A 14,609-nucleotide genomic window follows, 5' to 3' on the forward strand; every position below is an offset into this window, starting at 1 on the left:
TCCAGTTCCTTCAGCAGCTTGTACAGGCCGGTAATGTCCCACGGTTGATCGAGTCCTTCGTGTGCGCGGATCACCTCGGTGACGGTAGTCGGGTCCGAGCGCCGCCACACGGGAGATGGGGCAGTTCAGGGAACCGCTCAGAACAAGCGGAGCTTGTCGTCCTCGATGCCTCGCAGGGCGTCGTAGTCGAGGATCTGGCAGTCGATGCCGCGGTCGGTGGCGAGGACACGGGCCTGGGGCTTGATCTCCTGGGCGGCGAAGATGCCGCGGACCGGGGCCAGATGGGGGTCGCGGTTCAAGAGGTCCAGGTAGCGGGTGAGTTGTTCCACGCCGTCGATCTCGCCCCGGCGTTTGATCTCGATCGCCACCGTGCGGCCTTCGGCGTCGCGGCAGAGGATGTCCACCGGCCCGATGGCCGTCATGTACTCGCGGCGGATCAGCGTGTAGCCCTCGCCCAGCGTTTCGATGCGGTCGGCGAGCAGCTCCTGGAGGTGCGCTTCCACGCCGTCCTTGATCAGGCCCGGGTCCACGCCGAGTTCGTGCGAGGAATCGTGGAGGATCTCCTCCATCGTGATGATCAGTTTCTCGCCCGTCTTGTTGACGACCGTCCAGACGCCGTCTTCGTCACCGGCGCCCTCCTTCAGCGTGCAGGGCGGCGACATCCAGTTGAGCGGCTTGTAGGCCCGGTCGTCGGCGTGGATGGAGACGCTGCCGTCCGCCTTGACCAGGATCAGGCGGGGCGCCGAGGGGAGGTGGGCGGTGAGCCGGCCGGCGTAGTCGACCGAGCATCGGGCAATGACGAGACGCATGGTCGGCAACGCTACTCGACGCCCCTCGGTGCGCGCGATTCGCCCGTCCCGCTCCCGAACGATCGCCCCAATTGTCCCTGGAAACTCTTGTTCATCCCTGGCCGATTGTGCCCGTAACGGGACCGTTCCATATACGCATTCTGCTGGTGTGGTCACCGACGGTTGCCTACCGTAGGAACGGGAGGTCGCCGCATATGTACTGAGCGTGTTCGATATAGCGAACTCCCTTACCTGTCCGGCAACCCCTGCTCTTCGGGGGTGCGAGAGGAGAACCCATGTCGCTCGACGTCTCACCGGCCCTACTCGAACAGGCCGAGCGAGGCGAGGTCGACGAAGCAGCATTCGTCGACTGCGTCCGGACCTCCCTGCCCTACGCATGGGAGATGATCAGCTCCCTGGTGGCCCAGCTGAAGGTCGACGGCGGAGCGTTCGCCGACAACCAGACGCCCCCGCCGGACGAGCAGGCACGCGGACAGCTGCTGCGTGCGCTCGCGAGTGACGCCATCCGCGGCGCCCTCCAGCGGCACTTCGGTGTGCGGCTTGCCTTCCAGAACTGCCACCGGGTGGCGGTGTTCCCGCTGGACGCCTCGGTGGACGAGACGCTGGCCCGCTTCACCTCGGTGCGCAGTCAGTTGCTGAACCAGTCGCCGGAGCTTCGGGACTGCTGACGGGCAGCCCTGGTACGGCGGCGGCAGCGAGCCGCTTGCTTGCCGCTCCACCCGGGGGAGGTGCATTGACCACTGGGGCGGCAAGCCCCCAAGGCGGCCGGGGAGTCGGAGGCCGGCTCAGCGCAGCTGGGGCAACACCTCGGCGCCCAGCCGCCGCAGGTTCTCCTCGGTCGCGGCGAGATCGCCCGAGCCCTCCACGAGCAGGGCGAAGCGGGAGATGCCGGTACGCTCCGAGGTGGCCGCGAGCCGGTCGGCGGCGAGCCGCGGGGTGCCGACCGGGTGCAGGCCGCAGAGCAATTCGGTGTAGGCGTAAGGGTCGCGCATGGCGCGCGCCCGGCCGTCGACCGTCACATGCGCCTCGAGGCCTTGCTTCAGCCAGCCCGGCATCGCCTTCATCAGGGTCTCCGCCGCGTCCGTGCGCCGGTCGGCGAGCTGGCACACCCCGGCCGAGACATGCGCGGCGCCCGCGATCTCCTCGGCCGGCCGGCCCGCCGCGCGGGCGCAGCGCTGCCACAGGGCGACCATCTCGGCCTTCTCCTCGTCCCCGACGTGCATGCCGAGCAGCATCGGCAGCCCGCGCTCGGCGGCCAGCCGTACGCTCGCCGGGGAGGTGCAGGCGACGACGACCTCGGGCCCCGGGGTCTCCGTCAGCGCCTCCGACGGGCGGGGTACGACCGGCACCTCGCGGAAGCTGAACCTTTCGCCGGACGCCGACACCCGTGGCTCGCGCAGCCAGCGCAGCAGCAGATCGAGTGACTCCGGGAATCCGTGTTCGTACGCCGCGAGACCCGTGCCGAAGACCTCCAGGTCCACCCAGGGGCCGCCGCGGCCCACGCCCAGCGTGAACCGTCCGCCGCTCGTCAGGTGCAGCAGCGCGGCCTGCTCGCCGAGTGCGACCGGGTGGGCGGTGGGCAGTACGCTGACCGCCGTGCCGATCCGGATGCGGCGGGTGCGGCCGAGCAGCAGGGCGGCCAGGGTGACGGCGGACGGGCATGTGCCGTACGGCACGAAGTGGTGCTCGGCCAGCCACACGGCGTCAAGACCGGCCTCCTCGGTGACCTCCGCCGAGCGGACCGCCCGGTGCAGGGCCTCCCCGGGGCCCTGGCCCGGGAACTGGGCGCCCAGCACAAAACTTCCTACGTACATCGCATTTCCTGCTTCCTTGGCTCCGACCCGGAGCTCCCCCACCCGGCATAACCGTCTGACACGTGCCCAGGACACGGCCTGGCGGAGAGATTTGCGGATTGTCTGCAGAATGGGTCGTCGTGGAGGGGGAGTTGTGCGGATTGGTTCCGTACGCGTACCCCGGTCGGCGGCGCGTAGGCTGGATGCAGCCCGTGCTTTCTGTATAGCCCCGAGAGGTGTCCCGTGTCCCCGCGTCGCAACCGACCGAAGGCAGCCGGATCGTCGGGCCGGAGCGCCGAGGACGACCCGGCCGGCCGGTACGGCGGCTGGCAGTCGACCGAGAGCTGGCAGGGCGAGGAGTGGAGCGTGCGCCATGTCGCCGGGGCGAGCGCCGAGGGCAAGACCTACCGCTGCCCCGGCTGCGACCAGCTGATCCACTCCGGCGTCCCGCACGTGGTGGCCTGGCCGGAGCACGCGGGCGTCGACGACCGCCGCCACTGGCACAAGGCCTGCTGGAACGCGAAGGACCGCCGCACCACGAGGGTGCGGCGGTCCCGTAACGCGCCGAGGTTCTGAAAGCCCCCTACACGTCCCGGCTGCGCAGCAGGGCGAAGGCGCCCGCCCCCGCCGCCGCCGTGATGCCCAGCATGATCCACAGGGGGTCCCAGCCGGACGGGCCGGAGGCGCCGCTCAGGGAGTTGGCGTAGAAGACGCTCAGCTGGTTCGGGATCGAGTACTCCAGCAGCCACTCGCGGAGCTTGTGCAGTGACTCGGAGAACATGAACAGCGCGATCACCAGCGGGGCGAGCAGCGTGCCGATCATGATGGTGATGGCGCCCGCCGAGTGCCGGATCATCGAGCCGATGAGCAGCGAGACCAGCCCGAGCAGGGCGATGTAGAGGCTCACCCCGACGGTGGCCTTGAACCACTCGGTGCCGCTGGGGGTGCGCGCGCCATGGCCCTGGACCATGGAGTTCTGCACCATGGCCACGAAGGACGAGGCGGCCAGTGAGATCACGAAGGCGACGGCGAAGAACACGATCGCCTTCGCGGCCAGCACCCGGCCGCGGCTCGGGCACGCCGTCATCGTCGTACGGATCATGCCGGTGCCGTACTCGGACGCCGTGGTCAGCACGCCGAGGGTCATGATGCACATGCTGCCGAGCAGCAGTCCGAAGAAGCCCAGCTGCAGCGGGCTCTGGTCCTCCATCTGCGAGGAGGAGCGGCTGACCACCGCGCCGGCCAGCAGGCCGATGCCGACGACGAGCGCCACGAACACGCCGAGCGTCCACATCGTCGAGCGCACCGACTTGATCTTCGTCCACTCGGAGGCCAGCGCATGCCCGAGGTGGGTGCGCACGACCGGGATCGGTGAGGTGTAACCGGGGTAGGAGCCGCCGAGCGCCGCCTGCCACTCGGGCGAGGCGGCGGGGGCCTGCGGCATCGGGGGCTGATGGGTGCTCATCGGGCGTCCTCGGGCTTGGTCAGGTCGGCGGGAGCGGGGGCGGCGGCGGGGGCCGGGGGAGCGGCGGAGGGCGCCTGCTGCGGGGCGGGCGGGGCGGCCGGGGCCTGCGGGGCGGCCTGCGGCTGCGCCTGCGAAGCCTGCGGGGCGGAGGCCGGCGTCTGGGCCTGCGGGGCCGGGGCCGGCTGCTGTGCCGCCTGCTGGGCGTACGGGTTGGGGGCGCCGGCGGCCGGAGCGACCGGAGCCGCGGGTGCACCGGGCGCACCCGGGGCGCCGTACGCGCCCGCCTGGGCGCCGCCGTACGGCCCCGCCGGAGTCTGCGGCATCGCGAACGGCTGGCCGCCCTGCTGGGGCGGCGGCGGGGCGTACCAGCCGGGCTGGCCCTGGCCCGGCACCGGCACGGGCGGCTGGGCACCCGGCGGCAGCGGCTGCTGCAGGCCCGCCTTCTGGTCGACGGTCGAGCGGTAGTCCACGGCGCCCTGCGTCATCCGCATGTACGCCTCCTCCAGCGAGGCCTGGTGCGGCGACAGCTCCCACAGCCGTACGCCCGCCTCGTGCGCGAGGTCACTGATCCGGGGCAGCGGCAGCCCGGTCACGCGCAGCGCGCCGTCCTGCTCCGGCAGGACGTGGCCGCCCGCCTCGGTGAGCGCGCCGCTCAGCTTCTCGCGCAGCTGCGGTTCGGTGTCCGGGGTGCGCACGCGCGCGAAGTCGGCGGAATTGGCCGAGATGAAGTCCTTCACGCTCATGTCGGCGAGCAGCTGGCCGCGCCCGATGACGATGAGGTGGTCGGCGGTCAGCGCCATCTCGCTCATCAGGTGCGAGGAGACGAAGACCGTACGGCCCTCGGCCGCGAGCGCCTTCATCAGGTTGCGGACCCAGAGGATGCCCTCGGGGTCGAGGCCGTTGACCGGCTCGTCGAACAGCAGCACCTGCGGGTCGCCGAGCAGCGCGGCGGCGATGCCGAGGCGCTGTCCCATGCCGAGCGAGAAGCCCTTGGAGCGCTTTTTCGCCACGTTCTGCAGCCCGACGACGCCGAGCACCTCGTCCACCCGCCGGGCCGGGATGCCGGACAGCTGGGCGAGGCTCAGCAGGTGGTTGCGGGCGGTCCGGCCGCCGTGCACGGCCTTGGCGTCGAGCAGCGCGCCGACCTGGCGGGGGGCGTTGGGCAGCTTGCGGTACGGGTAGCCGCCGATCGTCACCGAGCCGGACGTCGGGTTGTCCAGCCCGAGGACCATCCGCATCGTCGTCGACTTGCCCGAGCCGTTCGGCCCGAGGAAGCCGGTGACGGCACCCGGCCGCACCTGGAAGGAAAGGTTGTACACGGCGGTCTTGTCGCCGTAGCGCTTGGTCAGGCCGACAGCCTCGATCATGCTCCGCACCCATCGAAAGGTTCAGGACAGCGGGGCACACGCCCCCGTAAGGGTTAGGAGGATATCGAGGCGCTGACGGTTCCGCCCAAGAGACGGTAAAGCGAGAACACTACGGTGCGTGGCACAAGGGTCTACTGGGCGTCCCTGCGCTTGAGGAGGACGTACCCGCCCGCCAGTGCCGCGATCACCCACAGCACCATGATCCCCAGCCCGCCCCAGGGCCCGTACGGCCTGTCGTCGCCGACCGGCGGCACCACCTGCATGATCCGGCTGCCCGCCTGGTCCGGCAGGAACCGGCCGATCTTCTTCGTGGCGTCGACGTTGCCGAGGATGCCGGAGATCAGGAAGAAGAACGGCATCAGGATGCCCAGCGACAGCAACGGCGAGCGCAGCATCGTGGCGACGCCCATGGAGAACACCGCGATCAGCGTCATGTACAGCCCGCCGCCGAGCACCGCGCGCAGCACCCCGGGGTCGCCGATCCGAGCCCCGTGGGGGCCGAGCATCGCCTGCCCGAGGAAGAACGCGGCGAAGCTCGTGCACATCGCGACCACCAGCGCGAGCGCGGTGGCCACCGCGATCTTGCCGAACAGGAAGGTCGCGCGCTGCGGTACGGCGGCCAGCGAGACCCGGATCATGCCGGTGCTGTACTCGTTCGAGACGACCAGCACCCCGAACACGATCATGGCGAGCTGCCCCAGGCTCATGCCCGTGAAGGACACATAGGTGGGATCGAACGTCAGCCGGTCCCGCACCGGCATCGAGTCGAACTGGCTCCTCGACAGCGCGGAAATGAGCATTCCGAGGGCGATGGTGACCACCACGGCCACGGACAGTGTCCACACCGTGGACGCCACCGACCGGATCTTGGTCCACTCGGACCGGATGACCTGCACGGTCGCCATGGCGTCAGGCTCCCTTCCAGTCGGCGCCCCAGTCCTGCGGGACGGGCCCCGGCCCGGCATGGGCGTGGTACTCCACCGCCTGGGCGGTCAGCTGCATGAACGCCTCCTCCAGCGAGGCCTGCTGCGGGCTCAGCTCGTGCAGCACGATCCCGTGCCGCGCCGCTAGCTCCCCGATCCGCTCGGCCTTGCCGCCGTCCACCTCCAGCACGCCGCCGCCCGCCTCCACGACGGTGATCCCGTCCCCGTGCAGCACATCGAGCAGCCGCTCGCGCTGCGGGGAGCGGACCCGCACGTACGACCGCGCGTTGGCCCGGATGAAGTCGGCCATGGAGGTGTCCGCGAGCAGCCGCCCCTGCCCGATGACGACCAGATGATCGGCGGTCAGCGCCATCTCGCTCATCAGGTGACTGGACACGAACACCGTCCGCCCCTGCGCGGCCAGCGATTTCATCAGGTTCCGGATCCAGTGGATGCCCTCCGGGTCCAGCCCGTTGACCGGCTCGTCGAACATCAGGATCCGCGGATCCCCGAGCAGCGCCGCGGCGATCCCCAGCCGCTGCCCCATGCCGTACGAGAACCCCTTGGCCTTCTTGCCCGCGACGGCGGTGAGCCCCACGGTGTCCAGCACCTCGCCGACCCGGCGCCGCGCGATGCCGTTGCTCTGCGCGAGACACAGCAGGTGGTTGTAGGCACTGCGCCCGCCGTGCACGGCCTTGGCGTCCAGCAGCGCGCCGATGTACGTCAGCGGGTCCTTCAGCTGCCGGTAGTGCTTGCCGTCGATACGGACGTCGCCGGCGGTGGGGTGATCGAGCCCGAGGATCATCCGCATGGTCGTGGACTTCCCGGCACCGTTGGGCCCGAGGAACCCGGTCACGATGCCGGGCCGGACCGCGAAGGTGAGGTGGTCCACCGCCACCTTCTCGCCGTACCGCTTGGTCAGCCCCTCCAGCTCGATCATGCGGTCACGCTATGACCGGCTCCGGGCCTGTGCCACTTGAGCGTCCGGGGCGGGCAGCAGCAGGGCGAGACCGGTGGCGAGGAAAGTGAACAGGGTCGTCCAGGCGGAGGTGTGTGCGAAGGCCGCCCGGGTGCCGCCGCCGCGCCGCAGCAGCACGGCGAGCACGGCCGTACCGAAGGAGCCGATCGCGGATCGTCGACGAGCTGTTCCTGCCCCTGGTACGCCAAAGACCCGCGCCTTTCGGGGGAGAAGGCGCGGGCCCCTGAACGCGCTGCCGGTTACCGGGACTGCTGAGCCGGCACACCCCGGGAGATCGGCTCGTCGTCGGTCGTCGTGCCGGCCGCGGCCACCGCGGCGCCGGTCAGCGTGGCGAGCATCTCGCGGACGTTCGTCAGCTGGGCGTTGATGCTGTCGCGGCGGTTGGTGAGCGCCGCCAGCTCGCGCTCGGATTCCGAACGGATGCGGTCGGCCTTGGCGTTGGCGTCGGCCACGATGTCCTCGGCCTGGCGCTGGGCCGTCTCCACCGTCTGGCGGGCGCGGCGCTCGGCGTCGGTGCGCAGCTTCTCCGCCTCCAGGCGCAGCTGCTCGGCGCGGTGCTCGATCTCCGCCAGCCGCTTCTCCGCCTTCTGCTGACGCGAGGCCAGGTCGCGCTCGGACTGCTCGCGGCGCTTGGCCAGGTTCGTCTCGAAATCGGCGGCGGCCTGCGCGGCCTTGGCGCGGGTCTCCTCGAAGAGGGCGTCCGCCTCCTCGCGCTTGGACTGCGCGTCCTTCTGCGCCTCGGCACGCAGCCCGGCGGCGTCGGCCTTCGCCTTCTCGACGATCCGGACGCCCTCGTCCTCGGACTTGGCCTTGCGCTCCGCGGCGTAGGACTCGGCGTCGTTGCGGACCTGCTGGGCCGCCGACTCGGCCAGGTCACGGTGCTGTTCGGCCGCCCGCCGGGCCTCCTCACGCAGCTCCTTGGCCTCTTCCTCGGCCAGCCGCAGGATCTTCTCGACCCGCGCGCCGAGACCCGCGTACGACGGCTCGGCGTCGGTGACCTGGGCCTGGGCGTTCTGCGTCTCGAGGTGGAGCTCCTCGATGCGCTTTTCCAGGGCGGTGATACGGGAGAGAGCGCTGTCACGGTCGGAGACGAGCTTGGAGATACGTTCGTCCACCTGAGCGCGGTCGTACCCACGCCGCACAAGCTCGAAGCCGTAGGGGGAAGTGTCGCTCATGGGGTTCCTGTCGAGTGAGACCGGTGAGGTGATAGGGGGAATCCTAGGGGCCGAAGCGGTGTGTCATCGAGCGGATACGTGTTTGATCTGGAGAATGACACCTCTTTTGGGTGGCGGACCGTCGGACGGCTTGCCAAGGACTCGGGCAAAGCCCCCAGGAGACACCCGAATGGACCTCCTACGCTAGCCGTCTGACGTCTTGCCACCCGAACGGGGGGCGCCGACCGTCGCGCCGGCCTTGACCCCGCCCTCCTTGCCGGACGCCGGCGCCTCGAAGGATTCCAGCGCCTCCAGGACGTCCTGGACCCGGGAGATCTCGGCGTTGATGTCCTCGCGCCGGCGCACCAGGACCTCCAGCTCGCGCTTGCCCTCCTCGACCGTGCGCCGGGCCTCGCGGATCGCCTCGGCCTTCAGCTCCTCGGCCTCCTTGATCAGGCTGGCCTTCTTCTGCTCGGCCTCCTTCAGCAGCCCCTCCGCCTTCTTGACGGCGGCGATGCGCACCTTGCCCGCCTCGGAGTTGGCGTCCGACACCAGCTCCTTGGCCTTCGCCTCCGCCTTCTCCAGCTGCTCCTCGGCGGCCTTGATGAGCGCGTCGCAGCGGTCGCCGGTCGACTTCATCGTCTCGGCGGCCTCGCGGCGGGCCCGCTCGTGCAGCTCCTCGATCTCCGTGGTGATCCGGTCGCGCAGCTCCTCCGCGCGCTCCCGGATCGCGGTCGCGTCCCGGCGCGCACCGACCAGCAGCTCGTCGGCGTCCGTACGGGACTTCTCCACCAGCGAGTTGCCCTCGACGGTCGCCTCGGAGACGATCCGCTCGGCCTCGCTGCGGGCCGCGCCGACCATCGTGTCGGCCTGCGACTCGGCGTCCGCGGTGGTCTTCAGCGCCTGCTCCTGCGCCTCGCTGAGCAGCTTGTCGACCTCGGCCGTGGTCTCCGTGATGAGCGTGTCGACCTGCTCGGCCGCCTCCGAACGCCGCTTGTTGGCCTCCTTGCGGGCCTCGTCCAGGGCCCGCTGGGCCTCCTCGCGCGCGGAGTTGACGAGCCGCTCGGCCGCCGCCTGCGCGTCCGCCTGGACCTGTTCCGCCTCGGCCCGCAGCCGCTCGGCGTGCTGCTGGGCCGAGCCGACCGTCTCGGCGGCCTCGGCGCGCAGCCGCTCGGCCTCGCCGGTGGCGTCCCCGACGAGCTGCTCGGCGGCCGCCAGGGCCTCCGCACGCACCCGGTCCGCCTCGGCGAGCGACTCCGTGCGCACCCGCTCGGCCTCGGCGGCGGTCTCCGTCTGGAGCCGCTCGGCCTCGGCGACCGTCTCGGTCTGCAGCCGCTCGGCCTCGTTGCGGGCCTCGGTGATGAGGGTGTCCGCCTGGGTCGCCGCGTCCGAGCGGATCCGGTTGGCGTCCTCGCGGGCGTCCGCCCGGGTACGGGCCGCCGCCTGGTCGGCCTCGGCCAGCGCGTCCGACGCCTCGGTGCGCACCCGCTGCGCGTACTCGCCCGCGTCCGCGCGCAGCCGCTCGGCCTCGGCGATCGCCTCCGCGACCGTACGCTCGGCCAGCGACTTCGCGGCCTCCGTCTCCTCGTTCGCCTGGCGCCGGATCCGGCTCGCGTCCTCGCTCGCCCGCTCCCGCTCGGCGTAGGCGTCGGTGCGGACCCGGTCCGCCTCCTCCTCGGCCTCCCGCTTCGTACGGTCCGCCGCGTGCTCGGCGGCCGAGCGCAGCCCGGTGATCTCCTCCTGCGCCTGCTCGTGCAGCCCGGCGACGGATTCCCGTACCTGCTGGGCGTGCTGCTCGGCGGCGGAGACCATCTCGTTCGCGCGCCGGTCGGCCTCCTCCACCAGCCGGGTCGCCTCGGCCTGTGCCTCCTCGACCCGCTTGCGGGCGGAGGCCAGCAGTTCCTCGCTCTGCTCGCGGGCCCGCTCGCGCTCCTGGTCGGCCTCGGCCCGCGCGGCACCGAGGGTCTCCTCGGCCTCGCGGCGGCGCCGGGCGGCCTCCTCCTGAGCGGCGGCCAGCGTCTCGGACGCCTCCGCGCCGAGCCGCTCGGCGGCGGCCTGCGCCTCCGAGCGCACCCGGTCGGCGGTGTCCTGCGCCTCCATCTTCAGCCGCTCGGCCTCGGCCGCGGCCTCGCTGCGCAGCCGTACGGCGACGGCCTCGCCCTCGGCGCGGGAGGCCGACGCGTCGGACGCGGCCTCGGTGCGCAGCCGTTCGGCCTCGGCCTCGGCCTGCTGCTGGAGGGTGCGGATGCGTTCCGCCGCCTCGGCGCGCAGCCGCTCGGTCTCCTCGACGGCCTCCCGGCGGATCCCGGCGGCCTCCTCGCGGGCCTCGGTCAGCGCCTGCTCGGCCGACGCCAGCCGGTCCTGCGCCTCGGTCTGCAGCCGCGCCAGGTCCTCGGCGGCCTCGGCGCGCCGGGCCTCGATGATCCGCTCGGTCTCCTCGCGCAGCTCGCGCGCGGCGGTCTCGGCGTCCGTCCGGACCGTCTCGACCTGCTCGTCGGCCTCGGCGCGCAGCCGCTCGGCCTCCTTGCGGGCGCGGTCCAGGGTCTCCTCGGCCTGCCGGCGCAGGGCCGTGGCCCGCTCGATGGCCTCGGTGCGGACCCTCTCGCTGTCGGTGGTCGCGGTCTGCCGCAGCTCGTCGGCGTCCGCCTTGGCCTTGGCCAGCAGCTCCTCGGCGGACCTGGCCGCCTCCTCGATCTGCGCGACCGCCTCCCGGCGGGCCTCCGCGCGGATCGACTCGCCCTCGGCGACCGCGTCGGCGCGCAGCTGCTCGGCCTCGCCGCGCAGCCGGCGGGCCTCCTCCTGCAGCTCGACCGTCTTGGCGCGGTACTCCTTGGTGTCGTCCTTCGCCGCACCCTTGAGCTGCTCGGCGATGTCGTGCGCCTCGGCGCGCAACCGGTCCGCCTCGGCCTCGGCCTCGGTGCGGATCCGCTCGGCCTCCTCTGCGGCGGCCTTGGTGGTGTTCTTGGCTTCCTCGGACGCCTTGTTCAGGACGTCCTCGGCGGTCTTGGCGGCCTTGGAGAGCTGGGTCGCGCTCTCCTCGGCGGTGACCGTACGGGCCTTCTCGGCGGCCTCGGCGACGATCTTCTCGGCCTCGGCACGCGCGTCGGCGACCAGCTGCTCGGCCTCGGACCGGGTGTTCTCGGCCTCCTTGGTGGCCTCCTCGACCAGCCGGGCGACCTGCTCCTTCGCCGTGCGCGTACGCGCCTCGCCCGCGGCCTCGGCGCTCGCCAGCGTCTTGGTGGCCGCCTGCTCGGCCTCGGTGACCAGCTTCTCGGCCTCGGCCTGCGCCTTGCGCAGCGCCTCCTCGGCCGCCGTCATCCGCTCCTCGGCGGCCCGGCTCAGCTCGGCGGCCTGCCGGCGGGCGGCGTCCGACTCGCTGGCCGTGCTGGTGCGCAGCTGCTCGGCGTGGTCGGTGGCCTCCTGGGCCTGCGTGGAGGCGGCGTTCAGCAGGCGCTCGGCGTCCGTGCGGGCGCGGCGCAGGATCTGCTCGGCCTCCGTGCGGGCCGCCTCGGCGTCGTTCTGCAGCCGCTCCCGGGCCTCCCGGGTCAGCCGCTCGGCCTCCGTGCGGGCGGCGGCCATCGCCTGCTCGGCCTCGGCGCGGGACTCGTCCAGCAGCCGGCGGGCCTGCTGCTCGGTGCGGGCGCGCAGCTGCTCCGCCCAGGCCACGTTCTCGTTGACGTGCGACTCGACGGTCGCGCGGCGCTCGGCCAGCTCCTGGTCGAGCTGCTGGCGCCGGGTCACCGCCTCCTGGTGCAGCTCCGCCTGGAGCCGGGCGGCCTGCTCGGCGTGCTCCTGCAGGATCCGCTGGGTCTGCGCGCGGGCCTCCGCGGCCATCCGCTCGGCTTCCTGGCGCAGCTGGTCGGCCTGGATCTGGGCATTACGGAGCAACTGTTCGGCCTGGTAGCCGATGTCACCGCCGTCGAAGGCGGGCCGGGTCATCAGGGTGCGGCGCGCCTCGTGCAGCTTGGCGCGCAGCACCTCGACCTGGTAGCCGAGGTCCTCGGCGTGCTGGATCGCCTTCTCCCGCTCGGTCCTCAGCCGTTTCATCTCGGCCTCGAACCGAGAGAGGTGGTCGACGTCAGCCGCCGGCTCTCGCTCCTGGCTCTCGTAGCCCCGCACTGCGCGGTCCCATCCGTCCCCTGGTCAGCTTCTCCAACGAGCCTCGTCCTCCGCCGAACGGGGCCCCCGGGGAATGGTGTCAGATCAACGGCGGAGCACGGGCTGCTGCCCCGACGCTCATCCCCCGAAACCCGGACCCCGGAACGGCCGTCCCCCGCTTTCAGGGACGACCGCCCCCAACCCTACCGGCCCTTATGTACGGGGGTCAGTGCTCGGGCGACTCAACAGGGGCCGAAGTGACCAGTTCTGTGAGGACGCCATGGCAGTCCTTCGGGTGCAGGAAGGTGATCCGCGAGCCCATGGAGCCGCGCCGGGGCTGGTCGTACAGCACGCGTACGCCCTTGTCGCGGATGTCGGCGGCGTCCCCGTCCACGTCCGCCGTGCCGAAGGCGATGTGGTGGACGCCCTCCCCGTTCTTGGCCAGCCACTTGCCGACCGCCGAGTCCTCGCGGGTCGGCTCCAGCAGCTGGAGGTAGGAGGCGCCGCCGTCCGAGGTCTCGTTGATCTTGAGCATGGCCTCGCGCACGCCCTGCTCCTCGTTGACCTCGGTGTGGAACACCTCGAAGCCGTATGTGGCCCGGTAGAACTCGACGGTGGCGTCGAGGTCGTGGCAGGCGATCCCGATGTGGTCGATTCGCGTCAGCATGGACTCAGTGCAGCGCTACGGCGGTGGTTACGCAACGTGCGCGCGATCACACCGACGGGCCGATGACGGCACCGAGTGCCATCAGTACATTCGAAGTAAACCCTCGTTCACTCCTCGGCCTGGGCAGGCCGGTAAGGGGATCGCAGCTCATGCCATCTGGAACGACAACCTCGGTGATCGTCGCGGGCGCGCGCACGCCCATGGGGCGACTCCTAGGCTCCCTCAAGTCCTTCTCCGGCGCCGACCTGGGCGGCTTCGCGATCAAGGCCGCCCTCGACCGTGCGGGGATCGGCGGCGACCAGGTGCAGTACGTGATCATGGGACAGGTGCTGCAGGCCGGCGCCGGCCAGATCCCGGCCCGGCAGGCCGCCGTGAAGGCCGGCATCCCGATGGGCGTCCCGGCGCTCACCATCAACAAGGTCTGCCTCTCCGGCCTCGACGCCATCGCGCTGGCCGACCAGCTGATCCGCGCCGGCGAGTTCGACATCGTCGTGGCGGGCGGCCAGGAGTCCATGACCAACGCCCCGCACCTGCTGCCGAAGTCCCGCGAGGGCTTCAAGTACGGCGCGGTGCAGATGCTCGACGCCATGGCGTACGACGGTCTGACCGACTCCTTCGAGGGCGTCGCCATGGGCGAGTCCACGGAGAAGCACAACACCCGCCTCGGCATCGGCCGCCCCGAGCAGGACGAGATCGCCGCCCTGTCCCACCAGCGGGCCGCCGCCGCGCAGAAGAACGGCCTGTTCGAGGCCGAGATCACCCCGGTGGAGATCCCGCAGCGCAAGGGCGACCCGGTCCTGTTCAGCAAGGACGAGGGCATCCGCGGCGACACCACCGTGGAGTCCCTCGGCAAGCTCCGCCCCGCCTTCTCCCGCGAGGGCACGATCACCGCCGGCACCTCCTCGCAGATCTCGGACGGTGCGGCGGCCGTGGTCGTGATGAGCAAGGCCAAGGCCGAGGAGCTGGGCCTGGAGTGGCTGGCGGAGATCGGCGCGCACGGCAATGTGGCGGGCCCGGACAACTCCCTGCAGTCGCAGCCCTCCAACGCGATACTGCACGCCCTGAAGAAGGACGGCCTGGAGGTCTCCGACCTCGACCTCATCGAGATCAACGAGGCCTTCGCCGCGGTTGCCGTGCAGTCAATGAAGGACCTCGGCGTGTCCACCGAAAAGGTGAACGTGAACGGTGGTGCGATCGCCCTGGGTCACCCGATCGGCATGTCCGGCGCCCGGCTCGTGCTCCACTTGGCGCTCGAGCTCAAGCGCCGCGGCGGCGGCACCGGCGCGGCCGCGCTGTGCGGCGGCGGCGGTCAGGGTGACGCCCTGATCGTGCGTGTACCGAAGGCCTGAGTTCT

At 71.7% G+C, this 14,609-nt stretch carries 13 protein-coding genes; 3 read left to right on the top strand and 10 right to left on the bottom strand.

Annotation, left to right across the window (positions count from 1 at the left end; genetic code table 11):
• Positions 1-137: 137 nt before the first annotated feature.
• Complete coding sequence (gene nucS / locus ACWC0C_RS41620) at positions 138-809, bottom strand: endonuclease NucS (protein ID WP_449197218.1); 672 nt, start codon at positions 807-809, stop codon at positions 138-140.
• A gap of 275 nt (positions 810-1,084) precedes the next feature.
• Here nucS and ACWC0C_RS41625 point away from each other — a divergent pair, with 275 nt between their 5' ends.
• Positions 1,085-1,477, top strand: coding sequence for an SCO5389 family protein (locus ACWC0C_RS41625; protein ID WP_190188623.1), 393 nt, complete (start codon positions 1,085-1,087; stop codon positions 1,475-1,477).
• 117 nt (positions 1,478-1,594) lie between these two features.
• On the opposite strand, the gene ACWC0C_RS41630 is transcribed toward ACWC0C_RS41625, so the two are convergent.
• Positions 1,595-2,623, bottom strand: coding sequence for an LLM class flavin-dependent oxidoreductase (locus ACWC0C_RS41630; RefSeq protein WP_449197217.1), 1,029 nt, complete (start codon positions 2,621-2,623; stop codon positions 1,595-1,597).
• 222 nt (positions 2,624-2,845) lie between these two features.
• On the opposite strand from ACWC0C_RS41630, the gene ACWC0C_RS41635 reads away from it, so the two are divergent.
• Positions 2,846-3,178 (top strand): ATP/GTP-binding protein, encoded by a 333-nt coding sequence (locus ACWC0C_RS41635; protein WP_449197216.1) that lies wholly within the window; start codon positions 2,846-2,848, stop codon positions 3,176-3,178.
• Between the two features lie 7 nt (positions 3,179-3,185).
• On the opposite strand, the gene ACWC0C_RS41640 is transcribed toward ACWC0C_RS41635, so the two are convergent.
• The 8 genes from ACWC0C_RS41640 to mce all read right to left on the bottom strand — a co-directional run bounded on the left by ACWC0C_RS41640 (position 3,186) and on the right by mce (position 13,255).
• Positions 3,186-4,067 (bottom strand): ABC transporter permease, encoded by an 882-nt coding sequence (locus ACWC0C_RS41640; RefSeq protein ID WP_450869887.1) that lies wholly within the window; start codon positions 4,065-4,067, stop codon positions 3,186-3,188.
• Complete coding sequence (locus ACWC0C_RS41645) at positions 4,064-5,434, bottom strand: ABC transporter ATP-binding protein (RefSeq protein WP_450869889.1); 1,371 nt, start codon at positions 5,432-5,434, stop codon at positions 4,064-4,066. Before ACWC0C_RS41645 ends, ACWC0C_RS41640 begins: the two co-directional genes overlap by 4 nt.
• A 131-nt stretch (positions 5,435-5,565) precedes the next feature.
• On the bottom strand, positions 5,566-6,339 hold the full coding sequence (locus ACWC0C_RS41650) for an ABC transporter permease (RefSeq protein WP_449197213.1): 774 nt from the start codon (positions 6,337-6,339) through the stop codon (positions 5,566-5,568).
• Between the two features lie 4 nt (positions 6,340-6,343).
• Positions 6,344-7,297, bottom strand: a complete 954-nt coding sequence (locus tag ACWC0C_RS41655) for an ABC transporter ATP-binding protein (protein ID WP_449197212.1) — start codon at positions 7,295-7,297, stop codon at positions 6,344-6,346.
• Positions 7,298-7,306: 9 nt separating this feature from the next.
• The gene (locus tag ACWC0C_RS41660) at positions 7,307-7,462 is read right to left on the bottom strand and encodes a hypothetical protein (protein ID WP_450869892.1); all 156 of its coding nucleotides are present in this window, start codon (positions 7,460-7,462) and stop codon (positions 7,307-7,309) included.
• Between the two features lie 113 nt (positions 7,463-7,575).
• Positions 7,576-8,511 carry a cellulose-binding protein gene (locus ACWC0C_RS41665; RefSeq protein WP_449197210.1) on the bottom strand — a complete coding sequence of 312 codons (936 nt, stop codon included), beginning with the start codon at positions 8,509-8,511 and terminating at the stop codon, positions 7,576-7,578.
• A 183-nt stretch (positions 8,512-8,694) separates the two neighbouring features.
• On the bottom strand, positions 8,695-12,609 hold the full coding sequence (scy, locus tag ACWC0C_RS41670; RefSeq protein ID WP_450869893.1) for a polarized growth protein Scy: 3,915 nt from the start codon (positions 12,607-12,609) through the stop codon (positions 8,695-8,697).
• A gap of 205 nt (positions 12,610-12,814) precedes the next feature.
• Complete coding sequence (gene mce, locus ACWC0C_RS41675) at positions 12,815-13,255, bottom strand: methylmalonyl-CoA epimerase (RefSeq protein WP_449197208.1); 441 nt, start codon at positions 13,253-13,255, stop codon at positions 12,815-12,817.
• Positions 13,256-13,404: 149 nt separating this feature from the next.
• On the opposite strand from mce, the gene ACWC0C_RS41680 reads away from it, so the two are divergent.
• Positions 13,405-14,604 carry an acetyl-CoA C-acetyltransferase gene (locus ACWC0C_RS41680; protein WP_449197207.1) on the top strand — a complete coding sequence of 400 codons (1,200 nt, stop codon included), beginning with the start codon at positions 13,405-13,407 and terminating at the stop codon, positions 14,602-14,604.
• The last annotated feature ends 5 nt before the right edge of the window (positions 14,605-14,609 follow it).

It is taken from the genome of Streptomyces sp. NPDC001709 (genome assembly GCF_053596375.1).